Origin of the sequence: Oceanimonas sp. MB9, assembly GCF_011319775.1 — a bacterium.
GTDB lineage: Bacteria > Pseudomonadota > Gammaproteobacteria > Enterobacterales > Aeromonadaceae > Oceanimonas > Oceanimonas doudoroffii.
In genome coordinates this window covers 1-21,284 of record NZ_VFBE01000004.1, presented here as the reverse complement: position 1 = coordinate 21,284, position 21,284 = coordinate 1, and the positions used below count along the sequence as shown (strand labels likewise).

Below are 21,284 nucleotides of genomic sequence, written 5' to 3'. Positions count from 1 at the left end.
GATTAATTGCTTGGTAGAGTTGTTTTCATAAACCAGAAAGACGGAGATACAAATGGCTTGGAACGAGCCTGGAAATGGTGGCAAAGACCGTGATCCCTGGGGGAATGACGGCAAGCATCAGGGTCCGCCGGATCTGGACAAGGTGATTCGCAACCTCAGCGGAAAACTGGGCGGTCTGCTTGGCGGCCGTGGCTCCGGCAGTGGCGGTGGTGGCATCGGCTCCTTTGGGGTAACGGTGGCGCTGGTTATCGCCCTGGCGGTGTGGGTGGTCAGTGGCTTCTACACCATAGGTGAAGCCCAGCGGGGCGTGGTGCTGCGCTTTGGCAAGTTCTACCAGACGGTAGAGCCCGGCCTGAGCTGGAAAGCCACCTTCATCGATCGGGTGTATCCGGTGGACGTGGAAACCGTGCGCTCACTGCCGGCGTCCGGCTTTATGCTGACCCGGGATGAAAACCTGGTGCGGGTGGAGATGGATGTGCAGTACCGGGTGATCGAGCCCCGGGACTATCTGTTCAACGTCACCAACGCCGATGACAGCCTGCATCAGGCCCTCGACAGCGCCCTGCGTTACGTGGTGGGTCACAGCACCATGGACGACGTCCTGACCGTGGGTCGTGAACGGGTGCGTCAGGAAACCCGTGAGCTGCTGCAGCAGATTATCGAGCCTTACCAGCTGGGTCTGATGATTCTGGATCTTAACTTCCTGCCGGCCCGCCCGCCGGAAGAGGTAAAGGACGCCTTTGATGACGCCATTGCCGCCCAGGAAGACGAGCAGCGCTTTATTCGGGAAGCCGAGGCCTATGCCCGGGAAATCGAGCCCAAGGCTCGAGGTCAGGCCCAGCGTCTGTTGCAGGAGGCCGAGGCCTACAAGCAGCAAGTGGCCCTGCGCGCCGAGGGTGAGGTGGCCCGCTTCCGCGAGTTGCTGCCCCAGTTCGAGCAGCAGCCCGAGCTGACCCGTGAGCGTATCTACCTGGAGACCATGGAAGAGATCTACAGCAAGGTCAACAAAGTGGTGGTGGATACACCGGACGGCAACAACAGCCTGATGTATCTGCCTCTCGACAAGCTGATGGCGGAGCAGTCCCGGCGTGAAGCTCAAGTTGATCCCAATGTAATCACCTCCGATTACTCGAACTCCAATGTGCCCTCGGGTCAGGACAGCGGCCAGCTTCGGCCGGGCTCCGACAGAACCAGCATTCGTCCGACGTCAGGGAGAAACTAAGCGATGAAAAGATTGTTAATCGTGGTGCTGGCCCTGCTGGCGATACTGCTGTTTTCCTCGGTCTTTGTGGTGGCCGAAGGCGAGCGCGGCATTGTGCTGCAGTTCGGCAAGGTCAAGCGCGAGCAGGGCTCGGAGCTGCCGGTGGTGTATCAGCCGGGCCTGCACTTCAAGGTGCCGATGATCGATCAGGTGCGCAAGCTGGATGCCCGTGTTCAGACCCTGGACGATCAGGTGGATCGTTTTGTGACGTCCGAGAAAAAGGACCTGATCATCGACTCCTACGTGAAGTGGCGCATCGACAATTTCGCCCAGTACTACCTGGCCACTGGCGGCGGCAACCGGCTCCAGGCCGAAAGCCTGCTGCGCCGGCGGATCAACAACAGCCTGCGTTCCGAGATCGGTAGCCGCACCATTCGCGATATCGTCTCCGGAGAGCGGGGCGATGTGATGGAAAGCGCGCTCAAGGGCCTGCTGGAGTCTTCTTCCGAGCTGGGTATCAAGGTACTGGATGTGCGCATCAAGCAGATCAACCTGCCCACCGAGGTGTCGAACTCCATCTACCAGCGCATGCGCGCCGAGCGGACCGCGGTGGCTCGGGAGCACCGCTCCGAGGGTCGTGAGCAGGCCGAAGTGATCAAGGCCGAGGCCGACCGCCGGGTGACGGTGATGATCGCCGATGCCCAGCGCAACTCCCGCACCCTGCGTGGTGAAGGGGATGCCGAGGCGGCCAGGATCTACGCGGAGGCCTACGCGGCCGATCCGGAATTCTTCCGCTTTATTCGCAGCCTGGAAGCCTACCGCAGAAGCTTTGAACAGGGCGGGGACATGATGATCCTTAAGCCCGACGGAGACTTCTTCCGTTACCTGAAGGATCCTGAAGGATCCAGGTGAACCAAAACGCCCGGCCTCGCCGGGCGTTTTTCATTTTGCGGTAATATTTTCGGCAATCCGGCCGTCCAGCAGTTCCGGCCTTGGTCAAAATTTGGTAGACTCCATTTTTAACAACTCGACAGTTAGTGAAAATGGGACAAAACGTTGTTGTACTTGGCACCCAGTGGGGTGACGAAGGCAAGGGCAAAGTTGTCGATCTGCTGACCGACAAGGCTCGTTATGTTGTACGTTATCAGGGCGGCCACAATGCCGGACATACCCTGGTCATCGACGGCAAGAAGACCGTCCTCCATCTCATCCCCTCCGGTATCCTGCGCGACAATTGTACCTGTATCATCGCCAACGGCGTGGTGCTGTCTCCCGATGCCCTGCTCAAGGAAATGGCCGGCCTGGAAGAAAGCGGTGTACCGGTGCGTGAGCGCCTCAAGCTGAGCGAAGCCTGCCCGCTGATCCTGCCCTACCATGTGGCCATGGATCAGGCTCGGGAAAAGGCCCGTGGCGCCAAGGCCATCGGCACCACCGGTCGTGGTATCGGCCCGGCCTACGAAGACAAGGTAGCCCGTCGCGGCCTGCGCGTGGGTGATCTGTTCGATATGACTTCCTTTGCCGACAAGCTGAAGGAAATCGTGGCCTACTACAACTTCCAGCTGAAGGGCTTCTACGGCGAAGAAGAAGTGTCCTACGACGAGGTACTGGAGCAGGCCAAGGGTTACGCCGAGCTGCTGACCAGCATGGTGGTGGACGTGACCGACATGCTCGACAAGGCCCGCCGCAACGGTGACCGCATCATGTTCGAGGGCGCCCAGGGCACCCTGCTGGACATCGACCATGGCACCTACCCCTACGTGACCTCGTCCAACACCACCGCCGGCGGCGTGGCCACCGGTTCCGGTTTTGGCCCCTGCTACGTGGACTATGTGCTGGGCATCATCAAGGCCTACACCACCCGCGTGGGCTCCGGTCCGTTCCCCACCGAACTGTTTGACGACGTGGGCGAGCACCTGGGCGTGAAGGGACACGAGTTTGGTGCCACCACCGGCCGCAAGCGCCGCACCGGCTGGCTCGACATCGTGGCCATGAAGCGCGCCATTCAGGTCAACTCCATCACCGGCTTCTGCCTGACCAAGCTCGACGTGCTCGACGGTCTGAACGAGGTGAAGATCTGTACCGGCTATCGCATGCCCGACGGCTCCGTGCAGGACGTGCCGCCCATGGCCGCCGAAGGTTACGAGACCGTGACCCCGGTGTATGAATCCATGCCCGGCTGGAGCGAAAACACCGTGGGTGTAACCACCCTGGAAGGTCTGCCTCAGGCCGCGCGGGATTACATCGCGCGCATTGAGGAGCTGACCGGGGTGCCGGTAGACATTATCTCCACCGGTCCGGATCGCGCCGAGACCATGATACTGCGCCACCCGTTCGAGGCCTGATGCTTCGACGGCTCGCGAAAAAAACGCCGGCTCACTGAGCCGGCGTTTTCGTTGGTGGAGAGGGGCAAGGAGTGAGGGGAAAGAAGCTTACCCCTCACATTTCACAGCCAGCGTTAGCTGGTACGTTCTACCGCCATATGGGCCAGATCCACCAGCGCCGCCTTGTGCTCGGAGTCGGGCAGCACGCTCAGGGCATCGATGGCCTTCTGTGCCTCTTCCCGGGCGCGCTGGCGGCAGTAATCCAGCGCCTCGGTCTCGACCAGTATGGCCATGATTTCGTCCAGATGATCCATGCCGGTGCGATTGGCAATGGCGTCGCGAACGCGTTCGCGCTGGGTCGGGGAGCCCTTTTCCATGGCTCGCAGCAGGGGCAGGGTGGGTTTGCCTTCGGCCAGGTCGTCGCCCACGTTCTTACCCATGTCACTCGCGTCCGAGCTGTAGTCCATGACGTCGTCCATCAGCTGGAAGGCGGTGCCCAGGTATTTGCCGTAGTCGAGCATGGCCTGCTCAATGGCCTCGGGCTGGTGGGTCAGCACCGCCGCCAGGCGGGTAGCGGCTTCGAACAGCTTGGCGGTCTTGCAGTAAATCACCTGCATGTAGCTGGCTTCGGTGGTGTCGGGATCGTTGCAGTTCATCAGCTGCAGCACTTCCCCTTCGGCGATGATATTGGTGGCTTCACTGAGCAGCTGCATAATGCGCATGCTGTCGAGCTCGGTCATCATCTGAAAGGAGCGGGTGTAGAGGAAGTCGCCCACCAGCACACTGGCGGCATTGCCGAACAGGGCGTTGGCGGTATCCCGGCCCCGGCGCAACTCGGACTCGTCGACCACGTCGTCGTGCAGCAGGGTGGAGGTATGAATGAATTCGAGCAAGGCTGCGAGCTTGATGTGATCGTTGCCCTCATAGCCCAGGGCCCGGGCCGCCAGCACCGTGAGCATGGGGCGCATGCGCTTGCCGCCGGCGCTGACAATGTAAAAACCCAGCTGGTTAATCAGGCTGACGTCCGACTGCAGCCGGGTCATGATGAGCTCGTTGACCGCTTGCATGTCTTGCTCGGTCAGTTGTTTGATCCTGTTGATATCTACCATAAAGTTATAAGCCGGACGATGCAGTCTGAATTCATTGGTGGTAGGATTTTACACGATTCGTCAAAGGGATAAACCTGTCCCGCCGGGCACGGCCCGCAATGCGGATGGGCATCATTTTTTTGCACCTTCTCCCCTTGTCTCGGGGGATCAATTTGCGTACAATGCGCGGCCATTGTAGAACAGTTTTAGTGCACGGCCCTCTGGGGCAAAAGTGCCATATTCGGAGTTAAAATCATGTACGCGGTAATCCAAAGCGGCGGAAAACAGCACCGTGTAGCCGAAGGCCAAGTTGTTCGTCTGGAAAAGCTGGACGTGGAAACCGGCGCAGCTGTCGAATTCGACAAAGTGCTGATGGTGGCCCAAGGTGAAGACGTTAAAGTAGGTGTACCCTACGTTGATGGCAGCAAGGTAACTGCAGAAGTAGTTGCTCATGGTCGTGGCAAAAAGGTCAAGATCGTCAAGTTCCGTCGTCGTAAGCACTCTCGCAAACAGCAGGGTCACCGTCAGTGGTTCACTGAAGTGAAGATCACTGGTATCAGCGCCTAAGAGAGGAGTTAAGTTCCATGGCACACAAAAAAGCAGGCGGCTCTACTCGTAACGGTCGCGACTCAGAAAGCAAACGCCTTGGTGTAAAGCGTTACGGTGGTGAATCTGTCCTGGCGGGCAACATCATCGTTCGTCAGCGCGGCACCAAGTTCCACGCCGGCGACAACGTTGGCCTGGGCAAGGACCACACCCTGTTCGCCAAAGCCGATGGCAAGGTGAAGTTTGAGGTTAAAGGTCCCCAGAACCGCAAGTTCGTAAGCATTGTAACCGAATAAGTTACAGGCAGAACTACTTAAAAGCCCCGCCAACCGGCGGGGCTTTTTGCTTTAATAAAGGCACGTTCGGCATGTGAGCCGGATACACAGGCTCAGAAAACGAATGGGAGAGCAGTGAAATGAAATTTGTCGATGAAGCGGAAATCCGCATTGATGCGGGCGACGGTGGTAACGGTTGTGTCAGTTTCCGCCGGGAGAAGTACGTTCCCAAGGGCGGTCCCGATGGTGGCGACGGCGGTGATGGCGGTGATGTTTATCTGCTGGCCGACGAGAACCTCAACACCCTGATCGACTATCACTTCGAGCGCTTCCACAAGGCCGAGCGGGGCGAAAACGGTCGTGGCGGCAACTGCACCGGCAAGCGCGGCAAGGACCTGGTGCTGACGGTGCCGGTGGGTACCCGCGCCAAGGACGAGATGACCGGCGAGATCCTCGGCGATCTGACCCGTCATGGTCAGAAGCTGCTGGTGGCCAAGGGTGGTTTTCACGGTCTGGGCAATGCTCGCTTTAAAAGCTCGGTAAACCGGGCGCCGCGGCAGAAGACCAACGGTACCCCGGGTGAAGTCCGCAACGTATTGCTGGAGCTGCTGCTGCTGGCCGATGTGGGCCTGCTGGGTCTGCCCAATGCCGGCAAGTCCACCTTTATTCGTTCGGTGTCGGCGGCCAAGCCCAAGGTGGCGGACTACCCCTTTACCACCCTGGTACCCAACCTGGGCGTGGTGCGTTGTGACGGCCAGAAGAGCTTTGTGGTGGCCGACATTCCCGGTCTGATTGAAGGGGCCGCCGACGGCGCCGGCCTTGGCATTCGTTTCCTCAAGCACCTGGAGCGTTGTCGTGTGCTGCTGCACCTGGTTGATGTGTTGCCCATCGATGGCACCGATCCGGCCGACAACGCCGACATCATCGTCAACGAGCTGCAGCAGTACAGCGAAGAGCTGGCCGCCAAGCCCCGTTGGCTGGTCTTCAACAAGCTGGATCTGGTAGACGACGAGCAGGCCGAGGAAGTGATCGCCCGGGTTACCGAGCTGCTGGACTGGCAGGGGCCGGTATTCCGCATGAGCGCCATCAGCAAGGAAGGTACACGAGAGCTGACCCAGGCGCTGATGGCGTTTCTGGAAGAGCACCCACGCAGCCAGGCAGAGCTGGAAGCGGCCCGGGAGCCGGTCAGCTTTAAATGGGATGAGTACCACCAGTCTGCCATGCACGAAGCGGATGTGGCCGATGAGGATGATGACGACTGGGACGACGAGGAAGACGACGGCCATGTCATCTACACCCGCGAGTAACTCTATCATGACGCTGTCGATGATCGTGGCCATGACTCAAAACGGGGTCATTGGCCGCGACAACGGCATGCCCTGGCACCTGCCGGCGGATTTGGCTTACTTCAAGCAGAGCACCCTGGGCAAGCCGGTGGTGATGGGCCGCAACACCCATGAGTCCATCGGCCGGCCGTTGCCGGGCCGGCGCAATGTCATCGTCAGCCGCTCCCTGCGTGATGCTCCGGCCGGCACCGAGCTGGTGCCATCCCCCGAGGCGGCGCTGGCCCTGCTGGCGGACGCGGAAGAAATCATGGTGATGGGTGGCGGTCAGCTGTACGGGGCTTTTCTGCCCCTGGCCGAGCGCCTTTATATCACCCGCATCGATGCCCATATCGACGGCGATACTCGTTTTCCGGCGATGAATGAGCAGGACTGGCGGCTGGTGAGCGAACAGCACAGGCCTGCCGACGAGCGTAATGCCTACGATTGCCGTTTTCAGGTGCTGGAAAGGATTAAATAAAAAAGCCCGGCAAATGCCGGGCTTTTTGTGTCTTCAAGCATGTACCGGGCAGGGGGTGCTGATGCGCTCGCCGGTTTCCCAGCATAGCAGGGTCAGGCTGCCGCCCCACACACAGCCGGTGTCCAGCGCATGGATGCCGGGTTGCTCGCATTGACCTTCCAGTGCCGCCCAATGGCCAAACACCAGGGGCGGATCTTCATGGTGATCCCGCAGATCAAACCAGGGATGAAGCTCCGCCGGGGCGTCGGTAAGGCTTGCCTTGTAATCGAAGTCCAGCCGGCCGTCGCCATGGCATAGCCGCATGCGGGTCAGGGCATTGATGGTAAAGCGCAGCCGTTCAAGATCACCAAGATCATCACGCCAACCGTCCGGCTGGTTGCCGTACATGTCCCGCAGCCGATCCCGGTAATGGGCTGAGCGCAGCTCGGCCTCGGCGACCCGGGCGGCGTCTTCGGCTTCGGTCACCGTCCACTGGGGCGGAATGCCGGCATGGGTCATCACAAAGCCGTGCCGCTCATGGCGGGCCAGCAGCGGCTGCTGCCGCAACCAGTAGAGCAGGTCGGCCCGGTCGGCGGCCCGAAGAATGTCGTGTATACGGTCGGCTGTTTTCGGCGCACGCAGGCCACTGGCCACCGCCAGCAGGTGCAGGTCGTGATTGCCCAGCACGGTGGTGGCGGCAGCGCCCAGGGCCAGGATGCGGCGCAGACAGCCCAGGGAGTCTGGCCCCCGGGCCACCAGATCACCGGTGAGCCAGAGCTCATCCCGGGATGGTGTAAAGCCCACCTCGGCCAGCAACCGGTTCAGCTCGCTCAGGCAACCCTGCAGGTCACCGACGATATAGGTCGCCATCAGTTGATCAGGTTGGGCAGGGCCAGCCGAAAGGCGGGAATGGGGGCTTCAAACTCGCTGCCATCGTCCCGGCGCAGGGTGTAAAAGCCCTCCATGACGCCCACCGGGGTCTCCAGGCTGACACCACTGGTGTAGGAGTATTCGTCCCCCGCCGCTATGGTGGGCTGTTCGCCCACCACGCCGCTGCCTTCCACTTCCACTCGCTTGCCGTTGGCGTCGGTGATGAGCCAGCGGCGGCTGATCAGGGTAACCCCTTCATCACCCCGGTTGGTGATGGTAATGGTGTAGGCGAACACATAGTGATCGTCTTCCGGCGACGAGCGCTCGGCCAGATAACGGGGCTCCGGGGAAATGTGAATGGCGGCGGCGGACATCAGGCTTCCTTTTTCTGTGTCAGGGCGTTGGCGAGGGTAGCGTACTGGGCCAGGGTCAGCTGCTCGGGGCGAGCCGACGGTTCCAGGCCCAGGGCGGTGATCTCGTCGGCATTGAACAGGTGGCTCAGGCTGTTGCGAATGGTTTTGCGGCGCTGGCCAAAGGCGTCGGCGGTGACCCGGGACAGATCCTTCATGTTTTTCACCGGGTGAGGCGGGGTTTCATAGGGCAGCAACCGTACCACCGCCGAGTCTACCTTGGGGGCGGGCTTGAAGGCTTCCGGGCCCACTTCCAGCACTGGCACCACTTCACAGTAATACTGGGCCATTACGCTGAGGCGGCCATAGGCCTTGCTGCCGGGGCCGGCGGCAAGGCGGTTGACCACTTCCTTTTGCAGCATGAAGTGCATGTCGGCCACCAGCGCCGAGAACTCAAACAGGTGGAACATCAGCTGGGTGGATATGTTGTAGGGCAGGTTGCCGAAAATTTTCAGCTTCTTGCCCGGCTCGCACAGGCCGGCGAAGTCAAACTTCATGGCATCGGCCTGGTGAATGTTGAGCTTGTCCTTCAGGAAGGGATGGGTTTCCAGTCGGGCCGCCAGATCCCGGTCCAGCTCCACCACATTGAGGCGCTGAATACGGTCGCACACCGGACCGGTAAGGGCGCCGAGGCCGGGGCCGATTTCCACCATGGTGTAGTCGTCGGTCGGATGAATGGCATTGACAATCTGATCGATGGTGTAGTCATCGTGCAGAAAGTTCTGGCCAAAACGTTTACGGGCCTTGTGCCCCTGGTGGACCTTGCTATTCATCGCGTTTTTCTATCATCTCAATGGCTTGGTTAAGGGCGCAGAGCATGCTGCCTGCGTCTATCTGATCGGTGCCGGCCAGCTCCAGGGCGGTGCCGTGATCCACCGAGGTGCGAATAAAGGGCAGCCCGAGGGTAATGTTCACTGCCTTGCCGAAACCGATGTACTTTAGTACCGGCAGGCCCTGATCGTGATACATGGCCAGGAAGGCGTCGGCATCCTTCATGTTTTTTTCGTTGAATACGGTATCGGACGACAGCGGTCCCACCAGATCCATGCCTTCCTCGCGCAGGGCGTTGAGGGCGGGAATGATGATGTCGAGTTCTTCCCGGCCCAGGTGGCCATCCTCCCCGGCGTGGGGGTTGAGGCCGCACACATAGATACGCGGATTGGCGAGGCCGAATTTGCTTTTCAGCTCGGCGTGCAAAATGCGGGTGATCTTGGTGAGCCGCTCTTCGGTAATGGCCCGGGCCACATAGGCCAGGGGAATATGCGTGGTCACCTGGGCCACGCGCAGGCCGGGGGTGGCCAGCAGCATCACCACATCGGGCACATTGGCCTGCTGGGCAAAAAACTCGGTGTGACCACTGAAGGACACGCCGGCCTTGTTGATGATGCCCTTGTTGACCGGGCCGGTGACCACGGCGTCGAACTCACCACTCATGTTGCCGTCCGAGGCCCGCTTGAGGGTCTCCAGCACGTAGAGGCCGTTGGCTTCGTCCAGCACGCCGGGCACGGCCGGTTTGGCCAGGGTGACCGGCTCTATGGTCAGGGTGCCGGCGCGCTGGGGCACGGGTTTGGCCTGCTGCCGGTAGGGCAGCAGGGTAATGTCGCGGCCCAGAAGCTCGGCCCTGGCCTGAATCAACGCCGGGTCGGCGATCACCACCAGCTCCACCGGCCAGTCGAGATCGGACAGCGCCAGCATCAGTTCGGGACCGATGCCGGCGGGCTCGCCCGGGGTTATGGCTATGCGTTTACAACTCACGAATCACCATCGGATAATTGAGCGTCGACAATACGGATGTAGGCCTGATCCTTGAGCTCGTCCAGCCAGGTCTGCACTTCTTCGGTAAAGCGACGGTTGAAAATCAGTTGATAGGCCCGTTGTTCGGTGGCCTGCTCGGTGGCGTCCAGCACCCGCTTGTCTTCCAGCCGCACCAGGTGCCAGCCGTGCTCGGAACGGAACGGTGTGCTCAGCTCGCCCGGTTGCAGCCGAGTGACGGTGTCACGAAAACTGCTGACATACAATTCGGGTGAGGCCCAGCCCAGATCGCCGCCATTGACGGCTGAACCCGCGTCATCGGAAAACTGTTCGGCCAGCTCCGCCATGTTGGCCTCGCCATTGCGAATGGAGCGGGCGAACCCTTCCAGCATGGCCTGGGCCTTGTCTTCACTGAGAATGACGGAAGGCTTGATCAGAATGTGCCGGGCGCGGACCTCCAACGCCTGCACGGCCTGGGTTTTGCCACCCTTCATGTCGAAAATGGTGAGAATGTGCAGGCCGGCGCCGGAGCGAATGGGGCCGATAATATCACCTTTTGCGTGATTTCTCACCGCCTCGCTGAATAGTGATGGCATCTCTCCCATGGCCATCATGCCCCAGTCACCGCCTTCCAGGGCCTTGGGACCGGCGCTGTGGGCAATGGCCAGCTTGCGAAAGTCGGCGCCCTGTTTCAGTTCGGCCAGCAGCTGCTCGGCCTGGCGGTTGGCCTGGCGCAGCTGCTCGCTGCTGGGGTTGGCGGGCAGGGGCAGCAGAATATTGCCAATTCGGTAGCGGGCGTTGCTTTGACCCTGCTCTCGAATCATCTGAACCACCTGTTTGACTTCCTGATCGGAAATGTTGATGCGTCGGCGCACCTGGTTGCGGGCCAGCTCGCTCATCAGGATCTCATTGCGTACCTGCTCGCGAAAGCCGGCCCAGCTCTGGCCGCTGGCGGTAACACCGGCACGCAGCTGCTCCAGGTTTTTGCCTTCGCCGCGAGCGATATTGGCCAGTGCCTGTTCAAGTTGAGTGTCGGTAATACGCAGACCCAGCCGTTCGGCCAGTTGCAGTTGCAGGCTTTCCAGGATCAGGCGCTCCAGTGCCTGTTTACGCAGGCGCTGGTCGTCGGGCAGGGGCTGGCCGGCGTCCTGGGCGCTGCGGCGTACCTGGTCCACCAGGGCGTTGAGCTGGCTTTCCAGTACCACGGCGTTGTTGACCTGGGCCACGGTTCTGTCCAGCAACTCGGCGGCGTGGCTGGTAGCCGACAGCACACCCAGTGCGGCGGCCATCAGCAGTTGTTTACATCTTTGGTTCATGACAAATCCTGTGCGCAATGAAAAATCAGTTATTGAGGTTGAACGGACGGTAATAGGGCAACAGCCGAGTGCCGGGCTTGAATTCGCTGCCGGTGCCCAGGGAGCTGAATCCCTTCATTTCGAAGCGCAGTCCTATACTGGTTTCCTGGGTGGTACTGGTGGGGTTGAACAGCTTGTCTTCTTTCTGCCATTGTTCCCACACCAGGCTCACCGCCCAGCAGCAGGAGTCGTAGCGCAGTCCTATCAGAGTATCGATATTGCGTTGGAGTTCAATATCCCGGTAATGGCCGCCAACCACGCTCCACTGGGGCGCCACCGGCCAGAATACGGTGCCGCCAATCTGGTTGAGATCGTCGCTCAGGCTTTCGCTGAAATAGGCCTGGTTAAGGTGACGAAAACCGAACTGGGCCAGCTTGCCCTGCTCATTGTATTCCAGGGTCAGGTTGCCAGCCGCCAGCCGCTGGTTGCGGGTGTCCTGCTGGGCCTCACCATGAATAAACCAGTTGTTGTCGAGGTTGAGATCGCCTTCAAAGGTGAGGAAGGAGCGCTTGGTATCGTCGAGCTCTTCGCCGGGATAGAGGCGTACCCTGGGCGGGGTGAAGTTGAACGACTGGGCCAGGGCCAGGCGCAGCCGCTCGGTACCGCTGTCATCATAGATGCGGCTGGTAAAGCCGGCGGTCAGCTGGTTGGCGTCGCTGATGCGATCCAGGCCGGCAAAGCGGCGGTCGCTGAACAGGCTGTAATAGTCCTGACGCATGTTGGTGGTGTCGTACAGGCCGATATTGTCCTGATCCTCATAGGGAACGTAGAGGTACTGCAGCTGGGGTTCCAGGGTCTGGGTAAAGTCCTGTTCAAACCAGCGGGCTTCCCGATCAAACACCAGGCCGGCGTTGAGCCTGAGCCGTGGCAGCAGCCGGTCTACGCTGCTGTCCAGGGTGTCGCTATCAAAGCCCCACTGTTCACGGTAAAAGGGCGCCAGGGTGGAAGGAATGTCCTGCTCGTAGTGGGTGTAGTAGGCGCCAATATCGGCCTTGACCTGCACTCCGGCCTGATCCACCACGGAATAGACGAGCCGGGGCTCGGCGTGAAAGCGGGTGGCTTCATAGGTAGTGTCGTTGTCGTTGCCAAACCGAGTCAACTCCGAGTCCAGGGCCAAATCAACATCCCCCAGGCCCCGGTAACTGTTCAGCACCAGTGCCGGCATCAGCTGAAATGGCTGGGTCGCCAGGTTGGGCTCCAGGACCTGATAGTCCCGTACTTCCGTAGTGAGCTGCCAGTGCCGGTCGTAGTAGCCGCCCCGAAATGACTGCAGCAGCTGATCGTCTACCTCGGTGCCCACCGGAGGGTTAAAGTCGTCCAGGTAGGCATAGTCCCAGCTGGCCACCTGGGTGTAGTCGACATTGCCACGCCAGTGGCCTTCTTCGTCAAAGCGGGCGTTGTGGCGCCAGTGGAACAGCCAGCGGGCATCATCCCGCCACTCCTCGTCGGCCAGCTCGGGATCGTCACTCAGGCTGTCGTCGCTGGACAGGTATTCGCCGTAGAGTATTCCGTTCTGGCCTTCCACCGGCAGGTAGCGAAACTCCAGCTGGGCCATGGTGCCGCGTTTTTCCATGTAGCGGGGCGTGATGGTGGCATCGTAGTTGGGTGCAATGTTCCAGTAATAGGGCAGACGAAAGTCGGTACCGTTATCGCCGCTAATTTCCAGGGTCGGATAGAGCAGGCCGCTCTGGCGTTCATTCTTGACCGGAAACTTGAGGTAGGGGAAGTAAAATACCGGCACGTCGCCCAGCCACAACACCGCATTCCAGGCCTCGCCAAAGATCTCGTCCTGCTCCACGGTTACCGTGCTGGCTTTTAACTGCCATACCTCTTCGCCCGGCGGGCAGGTGGTGTAACTGGCGCTGCTCAGGTCTACCTGACCGCTTGCTCCGGTCAGCTGTGCCAATTGTGCTTCACCCCGGCCCGGGTCTCCGTGCAGCTGGTAGCGGGCCTGATCCAGTTCCGTGTCCTTGGTGGTCAGGTTGCCGGTGAGGCGAGTGTCGCTTTCCACGGTAATGGTACCGTCGGTGAGGCGAATATTGCCTTCCGCCAGCACATCCCGGCTTTGCTGCTCCAGCTCCATATAATCGGTGTTGAGGCGGCGTTCGCCCTGAATGACCTCCACGTCTCCCCGGTAGAGAATTTTGCCGTCCCGCGTGGCGTTGAGCACCTCGGCGGTCACCGAAATGGGGGCGTCGGTATCGGTCTGGCCGGTTTCGGCGAGCAGCGGTACATGGCTGAAACAGCGACTGAAGGGCAGCAGCCGTGCGTCGGCATCGTCGTGCTGTTCCAGGGGGGTAACTTGTGCCTGACTCAGGCCGGAAACAAACAGCAGGGGAAGGCCAATAATCCGTATTCTCATGGGGTGATGCTCTCGTTCCTGGTGTTGGCGACACCGCCCGGGTTCCTGCGGGCTGGTTGAGCTTTTGGTGTCATTCTTTTATGGTAGCTGGCTATGATAAAGCATTCTCGCTGCCAGCTCTACGCCGGGGCTCGGCCCGGCCGAATCCAACCGTAGAAACCTTTCCATGACCTCATACCGTGACTTCAGGCGTTATTTCGCACTTCCTCCCGTCGGCTTCTTCGTGCGGGGAGGACGGTAAATGCTGGCACACATCAAGGGCAAGATCATCGGCTGTCTGCTTGGCTTTCTTATCGGTAATATTCCTGGCGCCCTGCTGGGGCTCTGGCTGGGGCACAAGGTCGATCAAAAGCTGGCCGGCGCCTGGGGCATGGTCAAGGACACCCAACAGCAGTTTCTCTATGCCACCTTTGCCACCATGGGGCACTTGGCCAAGTCCAGCGGCCGGGTTACCAGTGAGGAAATTCGGCTGGCCGAGCAGCTGATGGCACAGATGCGTCTGGGGGCGGCACAACAGGCCGAGGCACGCCAGGCATTTCGCGATGGCAAGGAAAGCGATTTTCCGTTGCAACAGACCCTGCGTCGATTTCGGGCTCAGGTGCGCAACAGCCATAACCTGTTGCGCTTCTTTATGGAAGTGCAGCTGCAGCTGGTATTTGCCGACGGTGAATTGCATCCGGCCGAGCGCCGCCTGCTGCATACCATTGCCGCCGAGCTCGGTTTTTCCGAGCAGGAGCTGGAGCAGTTGCTGGCCTTTGCCGAGGCGCAGTTACATATGTACCGCCAGGGGCGGGCCGGAGGCCAGGGGGGCTTTACCACACCGCCCCAGGATCGGCTGCGCGATGCCTATCGTATTCTGGAGGTGGAATCAGGGGCCGACGACGCCACCGTGAAGCGGGCCTATCGCCGGCAGATGTCAAAGCATCACCCTGACAAGCTGGTGGCGCAAGGGTTGCCCAAGGAAATGATGGAAATGGCCAAGGAAAAGGCCCAGGACATTCAGCAGGCCTGGGAAACCATCAAGGCCGCGCGCAATCTGCGTTGACGTGGGTAAGGCGTAAACGTGGAACGTGAGAGGTGAGACGAAATGTCAGTTCACAGGCGTCTCACCTTTACGTCTCACTCTTTTTTCGGGTTTCACACCAGCCGGTTTTGTTCCCGTCCTGCTGCAAAGGCTTCAATATTATCCACCAACTGATCCGCTAATCGCTGCATGGCGGCCTGGCTGGCCCAGGCGATGTGCGGGGTAAGAATAAAGTTGGGGCAGTCCAGCGCCTGCATCAGCGGATTATTTGAGGCTGGCGGTTCGGCGCTGACCACATCAAAGCCGGCACCACCAATGCGCTGTTCCTTGAGTGCACAGAGCAGTGCCTCCTCGTCCACCAGTCCGCCCCGGCCCACGTTGATCAGCAGGGCATCCGGTTTCATCATGGCCAGCTCCTGCTCGCCGATAAGGTGGTGAGTATCGGCGGTGAGCGGGCAGTGCAGGCTGATCACGTCGGCTTCGGCCAGCACGTGCTCAAAGGACTGACGGCCCGGCTCTGCCGGCTGGCCCTTGCGAGCGGCGACGATCACGTCCATGCCCAGTGCCCGGACCAGTCGCTCCAGATCCCTTGCAATGGTGCCGTAGCCAATCAACCCCAGGGTCATGTCCTTCAGATCCCGCACCGGGTAGTCGAAATAGCAGAACTGGCCCGCTTGCTGCCAGCGGCCGTCGGCCACCGATGACCGGTAGGCGTGCAGGTTGCGGCTCAGTGCCATCATCAGCGACAGGGCATGTTCGGGTACCGCACTTTTCGAGTAATTGCGAATATTGCACACCGCCACGCCGGCGGCCCGGCAGGCGGCCAAATCCACGTTGTCACTGCCGGTGGCGGCCAGGGCTATCAGCTTGAGGGCGGGCAGCTTTGCCAGCTCGGCGGCACCGATTTTCACCTTGTTGACGATGGCCACCTCGGCGTGCAGCAAACGTTGCACCACCTGTTCCGGGGCGGTTTCTGCATATTCCTGCCAGTGGTGGTCAAAGGTTGGCCGGCGCAGGCTCACGCTCGGCGCCAGGGTTTGCCGGTCGAGAAATACCAGATTCATTCAAGGTCCTTCCTTTCAGGTAGTCGGGTGCACCGGGTGGCAAGGGCAGCCAGCCGCGGCGCACCAGCCAGGCGGCAATCTGCCGCTCCGGGTGGTGGATGTCATGGAGTGGTTCTGTGGTGTAATCGGCGGCCCGGCGGGCGGCACTGTGCTGGCGCTGCTCCCGGTTGGGGACGGCGGCGTCATTGCCGGTAGTAAACAGATCCAGTACCGGCCAACCTGCCCGCGCCAGGCCCATGGCGAGCATGCGCTGGTGTGCCGCAGACCGGGGCACCGCATCCACTACTATCAGGCCGTCGGGCGGCGGCAGTGTGCCGCCTTCGACCAGCTGCTGATACCAGAGAGTGGCGCTGCCCTGGGTCAGCACCAGCTGAGGTATGTTCCGGTCGGTGGTTAATACCGCCGTCAGGCGCCGCCCCAGTTGCTCGAGCCAGCCTTGCTGCGCTTGCGGGATTTGCTCGGCGGCGGGATCGAACCGGCGCTGTTGCTCGTCGGGCAGCAGCACTCGAAGCTCCCAGCCCCGCTGTTGCCACCAGGGTGCCATGGCCAGCCAGTGATGAGTCTGCTCCAGCTCCGGCCACACCAGCAAAGCGCCCTGCGCCTCGGGTCGCGCGGCCTCAAAGTAAAGTAGTCTGGCCTCGGCTTGGTACTCCGCACGGGCGTTCCAGTCAATCTGTGCAAGGGCCGGTGCCACCGTCAGCCAGCCCAGCATCAGCAGCGCCGCCCTTATCATCAGCTCACCTCAAACGGTGCGGGGGCCGTAAACTCCAGCCGGTGCTTGTATCTGGGATGACGAAAGGCCAGCCAGGCGGCATGCAGCTGCAGGTGTGGCGCCATGGTCAGCGCCTCGCCCTCGGCGTAGAGGTTGTCGCCCAGTATCGGGTGTCCCAGACTCAGCATGTGCACCCGCAGCTGGTGGGAGCGACCGGTAATGGGGGTCAGCTCCATCAGGCTGCGTAGGCCTTCACGGCGCAGGCAGCGCCAGTGGGTGAGCGCCTTTTTGCCGTGTTCATGGCTCACCATGTGCCGAGGGCGGTTGGGCCAGTCGCAGCACAGGGGCAGGTCAATGCTGCCCTCGTCCTCACTCGGTTGGCCATGCACCCAGGCATAGTAGCGCTTTTCGGTTTCCCGCTCGCGAAACTGGCGGCTGAGCTCCCGGTGGGCCTTGGGGTTCAGCGCCATGACGATCACCCCGGAGGTGGCCATGTCCAGCCGGTGCACTACCTGCACCGATGGAAACACTCGCGACACCCTGAGTGACAGGCTGTCGAAGTGCACCGGATCCCGGCCAGGCACGCTGAGCAGGCCGCTGGGCTTGTTCAGCACGATGAGGCTGTCATCCTGATACAGAATGTCGAACTGGGGATCCACCGGCGGATCGTAACGCAGCAATACCATGATTGGGCTCTTTAGTTACTGATGGCTGACCACAATAAACCGAATCGCGTCCAGTTTTAAGCGGGTATGGCTGAGCAGGTTGTCGAGTTCGGCCTTCAGCTCCTGCAGGTGATCGATCTCGCTCTGGCGCACGTTAGGGTTGACCTTCGCCAGCTGCTGCAGTCGGCTCAACTCCTGGCCCATGGCCGCGTGCATACGTTCACGGGCCTGTTCCACCAACTGTTCCATTTGGGATTCGGCCATTGGGACGGCGGCTTGCAGCTGCTGATGAATCACCGCTTGCGAGGCGTTTACCAGCTTGCTGCCCAGATGTCTATTTACCGGGCTGAGCTGTTTGTCAAAGGCGTCAAAGCTGACCTTGTCGGCCAGGTTGTTGCCATTCTTGTCGAGCAGCAGGCGAATGGGCGCCGGTGGCAGAAAACGATACAACTGGGCGTGGTGGGCGGACTCGGCCACAAAGATGGGCTCGACGAACTGGGTACCCACCGGCAGTGCCTTGTTTTTGAGAATGGCCACCGAGGTGGTGCCGATTTCCGAGCCCAGTACCAGATCGATGCCGCCGCGGATCATGGGGTGATCCCAGCTCAGGAACTGCAGATCGTCCCGCCCCAGGGCAGTATGCCGGTCAAAGGTGATGCTGGCGCCGTCTTCGGGCAGGCCGGGAAAGTTGGGTACCAGCATCTGCTCGGTGGGGCGCAGCACAATGGCGTTTTCGCCCTTGTCGTCCTGATGCACGCCCACTTCGTCAAGCAGCTTGATGGCAAAAATGGCCAGGGTCGGATCTTCATCCGTCTTCGCCAGCTGTTCCGCCAGATTATGCTGTTGCAGGGCGCCGCTGGAGTTGAGCTCCAGCAGCCGATCCCGGCCCTGCTCCATCTGGCTGATCAGCGTTTGGGTGAGGGTACGAGTGTCTTCAATTAGCTGGGCCAGCGCCTCGCTGTCCTGGCCGTGGCCGGCCAGCAGCTCAAGCAGGCGCTCAGACACCTGCTGATACACCGGCTGTCCCACCGCATTGGGTTTGCTGAAGGCATCCATGCCTTGCTCATACCACAGGGTCAGCGCCTGTTGGGCGGTGTCTTCCAGATAGGGCACATGAATGTCGATGTCGTGCTGCTGACCAATGCGGTCCAGACGGCCGATGCGCTGCTCCAGCAGATCCGGGTTGAGGGGCAGATCAAACAGCACCAGCTGATGGGAAAACTGGAAGTTGCGGCCTTCCGAACCGATTTCGGAGCAGATCATCACCTGGGCACCGCCTTCCTGCTGGGCAAAGTAGGCGGCGGCCTTGTCCCGCTCCAGCAGTGACATGCCCTCGTGGAACACGGTGCCGCGAATGCCTTCCCGAGTGCGCAGCACTTCTTCCAGTGCCAGGGCCACGCCGGCCTTGGCGGTGATGATCAGCACCTTGTTGTTACGGTTTTCCTTGAGGTAGTCCAGCAGCCAGTCAACCCGGCTGTCGAACTGGGTCCAGCTGCTGTCGCCGCCTTCGAACTGGCGGTAAATTTCTTCCGGGTACAGGGCCTGCAGCGCCTGGGCGGCGGTGTCCTGATGGCTGCCCATCAGGCCAGCCACGCGAATGGCGGTCTTGTACTGGGTGGGCAGGGGCAGGGGGTGAGTATGCAACCGGCGTGACGGAAAGCCCTTGATGGCCTGACGGGTGTTGCGGAACAGCAGGCGGCCGGTACCGTGGTGATCCAGCAGTCGGGCCAGCAGCGCCCGGCGTTGCTCGGGGGTCTCCAGGCTGGCATGCTCTTCGCCATCCATAAAGGGGGTCAGGCGGGCGCGGGCGGCAGCGTCCAGCGGTGTCTCCGCCAGCAGCGCCTCGGCGGCTTCGGCCAGCGGGCGGTATTCTTCTTCTTCTGCCAGAAAGGCGTCATAGTCGTAAAAGCGCTCGGGGTCGAGCAGGCGCAGGCGGGCAAAATGGCTTTCGTGGCCTTGCTGATCCGGGGTGGCGGTCAACAGCAGCACACCGGGAATCTCCTCGGCCAGGGCTTCCACCACTTCATAGGCGCGGCTGGGGCGCTCGGCGTCCCATACCAGGTGGTGGGCTTCGTCCACCACCAGCAGATCCCAGTCGCTGTCGGCCAGCTGTTCAAAACGCTTGCGCTTTTTGGTGATGAAGTCGAGGCTGCACAGCACCAGCTGCTCGGTATCAAAGGGATTGGCCGAGTCGGCAAAGGCCTCGACGCAGCGCTCTTCGTCAAACAGCGCAAAGTGCAGGTTGAAGCGACGCAGCATCTCCACCAGCCACTGGTGGATCAGCGCGTCGGGCACCAGGATCAGAATGCGTGCGGCCCGGCCCGACAACCACTGCTGCTGAATGATCATGCCCGCTTCAATGGTTTTGCCCAGACCCACTTCATCGGCCAGCAATACTCGGGGGGCATGGCGGTTACCCACTTCATGGGCAATATGCAGCTGGTGGGGAATCAGGCCGATGCGGCCGCTGCCCAGGCCGCGGAAGGGCGAGCGACGCTGGCTGAACTGGTGCATCAATGCCTGGTAGCGCAGATTAAAGCGGCCAATCTTGTCGATTTGCCCGGCAAACAACCGCTCCTGGGGTTTGTTCAGCTTGATAAAGTGGTTGAGGAAGGTTTCCTTCAGGCTGGTTTCTTCCTCGGTGTCCAGGCGTTTGCCGTGATAGACCAGCAAGCCGTCCTGCTCGGACACCGACTCCACCTCCAGCTCCCAGTCTTCGTGACTGCTGATGACATCGCCGGGGTTGAACATGACTCGGGTCACCGGAGCATCGTTGATGGCGTACATGCGGTTCTCACCACAGGCGGGAAACAACATGGTGACCATGCGCACATCAATGGCAACCACGGTTCCCAGTCCCAGATCGGTTTCGGTATCGCTGATCCAACGTTGGCCGAGGGAAAAAGGCATTCAATTCTCCAAGCTGAAGGGGGGCGTAAAAAAGGGGCGCTATCTTACCCCAAAGCCCCGCAAGGCTGCATCCGTGATCGGGCTCGAACATTCAGTATAAGGTGAGGCATATAAAGAGGGGAAACGACCCTCTGCCGGAAAAGTGAACGAACGATACGGTGGAAGCCATTTTTTCTCAAAAAGCCCTTGCGCAAAATCGGCGGCTCCCTATAATGCGCCCTCACTGACACGGGGCAACACGCCGACGGTCACAAGGGTTGAAACAACACGAAACAAAGTTTGATTCAACGCTTGACGAACACCAAGGATTGCGTAGAATACGCAGCCCTGACCCGATGAAGGGTCAACGCTCTTTAACAATTTATCAAGCAAACTGTGTGGGCACTCGCAGGATGTTGGGAAACAAAAAAATATTGTTTTTCAATGTTGTGTGAAGTGCACTAGAAATAGCAGCAATTCAGATATTCATTGAGCATCAAGTCTTTAATTGAAGAGTTTGATCATGGCTCAGATTGAACGCTGGCGGCAGGCCTAACACATGCAAGTCGAGCGGCAGCGGGAAAGTAGCTTGCTACTTTTGCCGGCGAGCGGCGGACGGGTGAGTAATGCTTGGGGATCTGCCCGGTCGAGGGGGATAACCGTTGGAAACGACGGCTAATACCGCATACGCCCTACGGGGGAAAGCAGGGGACCTTCGGGCCTTGCGCGATTGGATGAACCCAAGTGAGATTAGCTAGTTGGTGAGGTAACGGCTCACCAAGGCGACGATCTCTAGCTGGTCTGAGAGGATGACCAGTCACACTGGGACTGAGACACGGCCCAGACTCCTACGGGAGGCAGCAGTGGGGAATATTGCACAATGGGGGAAACCCTGATGCAGCCATGCCGCGTGTGTGAAGAAGGCCTTCGGGTTGTAAAGCACTTTCAGTGGTGAGGAAAGGAGGTTG

At 60.5% G+C, this 21,284-nt stretch carries 19 protein-coding genes and 1 rRNA gene; 9 read left to right on the top strand and 11 right to left on the bottom strand.

Going from position 1 to position 21,284, the window contains the following annotated elements:
- Positions 1 to 52 precede the first annotated feature (52 nt).
- From hflK to OJHNALOF_RS02665, 3 genes are all read left to right on the top strand, one after another.
- Complete coding sequence (hflK, locus tag OJHNALOF_RS02675; RefSeq protein ID WP_094201888.1) at positions 53 to 1,222, top strand: FtsH protease activity modulator HflK; 1,170 nt, start codon at positions 53 to 55, stop codon at positions 1,220 to 1,222.
- Between the two features lie 3 nt (positions 1,223 to 1,225).
- On the top strand, positions 1,226 to 2,113 hold the full coding sequence (gene hflC / locus OJHNALOF_RS02670; RefSeq protein WP_094201889.1) for a protease modulator HflC: 888 nt from the start codon (positions 1,226 to 1,228) through the stop codon (positions 2,111 to 2,113).
- Positions 2,114 to 2,244: 131 nt separating this feature from the next.
- The gene (locus tag OJHNALOF_RS02665; RefSeq protein WP_165661076.1) at positions 2,245 to 3,543 is read left to right on the top strand and encodes an adenylosuccinate synthase; all 1,299 of its coding nucleotides are present in this window, start codon (positions 2,245 to 2,247) and stop codon (positions 3,541 to 3,543) included.
- Positions 3,544 to 3,656: 113 nt separating this feature from the next.
- On the opposite strand, the gene ispB is transcribed toward OJHNALOF_RS02665, so the two are convergent.
- On the bottom strand, positions 3,657 to 4,631 hold the full coding sequence (gene ispB, locus OJHNALOF_RS02660) for an octaprenyl diphosphate synthase (protein ID WP_094201891.1): 975 nt from the start codon (positions 4,629 to 4,631) through the stop codon (positions 3,657 to 3,659).
- Positions 4,632 to 4,865: 234 nt separating this feature from the next.
- Here ispB and rplU point away from each other — a divergent pair, with 234 nt between their 5' ends.
- The 4 genes from rplU to folA all read left to right on the top strand — a co-directional run bounded on the left by rplU (position 4,866) and on the right by folA (position 7,234).
- Positions 4,866 to 5,177 carry a 50S ribosomal protein L21 gene (rplU, locus tag OJHNALOF_RS02655; RefSeq protein ID WP_094201892.1) on the top strand — a complete coding sequence of 104 codons (312 nt, stop codon included), beginning with the start codon at positions 4,866 to 4,868 and terminating at the stop codon, positions 5,175 to 5,177.
- A 17-nt stretch (positions 5,178 to 5,194) separates the two neighbouring features.
- Positions 5,195 to 5,452: a 50S ribosomal protein L27 gene (gene rpmA, locus OJHNALOF_RS02650; protein WP_014291574.1), complete on the top strand. Its 258-nt coding sequence runs from the start codon at positions 5,195 to 5,197 to the stop codon at positions 5,450 to 5,452.
- Between the two features lie 119 nt (positions 5,453 to 5,571).
- Positions 5,572 to 6,738, top strand: a complete 1,167-nt coding sequence (gene cgtA / locus OJHNALOF_RS02645) for an Obg family GTPase CgtA (RefSeq protein ID WP_094201893.1) — start codon at positions 5,572 to 5,574, stop codon at positions 6,736 to 6,738.
- Between the two features lie 7 nt (positions 6,739 to 6,745).
- Positions 6,746 to 7,234, top strand: coding sequence for a type 3 dihydrofolate reductase (folA, locus tag OJHNALOF_RS02640; RefSeq protein ID WP_165661147.1), 489 nt, complete (start codon positions 6,746 to 6,748; stop codon positions 7,232 to 7,234).
- A gap of 33 nt (positions 7,235 to 7,267) precedes the next feature.
- On the opposite strand, the gene OJHNALOF_RS02635 is transcribed toward folA, so the two are convergent.
- Genes OJHNALOF_RS02635 through lptD form a run of 6 tightly spaced genes read right to left on the bottom strand, consistent with a single transcriptional unit; the run spans position 7,268 to position 13,962 of the window.
- Positions 7,268 to 8,083: a symmetrical bis(5'-nucleosyl)-tetraphosphatase gene (locus OJHNALOF_RS02635; RefSeq protein WP_165661075.1), complete on the bottom strand. Its 816-nt coding sequence runs from the start codon at positions 8,081 to 8,083 to the stop codon at positions 7,268 to 7,270.
- Positions 8,083 to 8,457, bottom strand: coding sequence for a Co2+/Mg2+ efflux protein ApaG (gene apaG / locus OJHNALOF_RS02630; RefSeq protein ID WP_094201896.1), 375 nt, complete (start codon positions 8,455 to 8,457; stop codon positions 8,083 to 8,085). Before apaG ends, OJHNALOF_RS02635 begins: the two co-directional genes overlap by 1 nt.
- Positions 8,457 to 9,266, bottom strand: coding sequence for a 16S rRNA (adenine(1518)-N(6)/adenine(1519)-N(6))-dimethyltransferase RsmA (rsmA, locus tag OJHNALOF_RS02625; RefSeq protein ID WP_094201897.1), 810 nt, complete (start codon positions 9,264 to 9,266; stop codon positions 8,457 to 8,459). The genes apaG and rsmA overlap by 1 nt, the downstream gene beginning before the upstream one ends.
- The gene (gene pdxA / locus OJHNALOF_RS02620) at positions 9,259 to 10,248 is read right to left on the bottom strand and encodes a 4-hydroxythreonine-4-phosphate dehydrogenase PdxA (protein WP_165661074.1); all 990 of its coding nucleotides are present in this window, start codon (positions 10,246 to 10,248) and stop codon (positions 9,259 to 9,261) included. Before pdxA ends, rsmA begins: the two co-directional genes overlap by 8 nt.
- Positions 10,245 to 11,561, bottom strand: coding sequence for a peptidylprolyl isomerase SurA (gene surA, locus OJHNALOF_RS02615; RefSeq protein ID WP_165661073.1), 1,317 nt, complete (start codon positions 11,559 to 11,561; stop codon positions 10,245 to 10,247). The genes pdxA and surA overlap by 4 nt, the downstream gene beginning before the upstream one ends.
- Before the next feature lie 25 nt (positions 11,562 to 11,586).
- The gene (gene lptD, locus OJHNALOF_RS02610) at positions 11,587 to 13,962 is read right to left on the bottom strand and encodes an LPS assembly protein LptD (RefSeq protein WP_165661072.1); all 2,376 of its coding nucleotides are present in this window, start codon (positions 13,960 to 13,962) and stop codon (positions 11,587 to 11,589) included.
- Between the two features lie 241 nt (positions 13,963 to 14,203).
- Between lptD and djlA the strand changes: the two genes are divergently transcribed.
- Entirely contained in the window at positions 14,204 to 15,007 is an 804-nt protein-coding gene (gene djlA, locus OJHNALOF_RS02605) for a co-chaperone DjlA (protein WP_094201900.1), read from the top strand.
- A 92-nt stretch (positions 15,008 to 15,099) separates the two neighbouring features.
- Here djlA and OJHNALOF_RS02600 read toward each other — a convergent pair whose 3' ends face one another.
- Genes OJHNALOF_RS02600 through rapA form a run of 4 tightly spaced genes read right to left on the bottom strand, consistent with a single transcriptional unit; the run spans position 15,100 to position 20,337 of the window.
- A complete protein-coding gene (locus OJHNALOF_RS02600) occupies positions 15,100 to 16,050 on the bottom strand; it encodes a D-2-hydroxyacid dehydrogenase (protein ID WP_165661071.1) in 951 nt (316 codons plus the stop codon).
- Complete coding sequence (locus OJHNALOF_RS02595) at positions 15,983 to 16,783, bottom strand: DUF3530 domain-containing protein (protein WP_165661070.1); 801 nt, start codon at positions 16,781 to 16,783, stop codon at positions 15,983 to 15,985. The genes OJHNALOF_RS02600 and OJHNALOF_RS02595 overlap by 68 nt, the downstream gene beginning before the upstream one ends.
- Complete coding sequence (locus tag OJHNALOF_RS02590; RefSeq protein WP_206063545.1) at positions 16,783 to 17,442, bottom strand: RluA family pseudouridine synthase; 660 nt, start codon at positions 17,440 to 17,442, stop codon at positions 16,783 to 16,785. The genes OJHNALOF_RS02595 and OJHNALOF_RS02590 overlap by 1 nt, the downstream gene beginning before the upstream one ends.
- A 21-nt stretch (positions 17,443 to 17,463) precedes the next feature.
- A complete protein-coding gene (gene rapA, locus OJHNALOF_RS02585) occupies positions 17,464 to 20,337 on the bottom strand; it encodes an RNA polymerase-associated protein RapA (protein WP_165661068.1) in 2,874 nt (957 codons plus the stop codon).
- 484 nt (positions 20,338 to 20,821) lie between these two features.
- On the opposite strand from rapA, the gene OJHNALOF_RS02580 reads away from it, so the two are divergent.
- Positions 20,822 to 21,284, top strand: a 16S ribosomal RNA gene (locus tag OJHNALOF_RS02580); the annotation flags it as partial.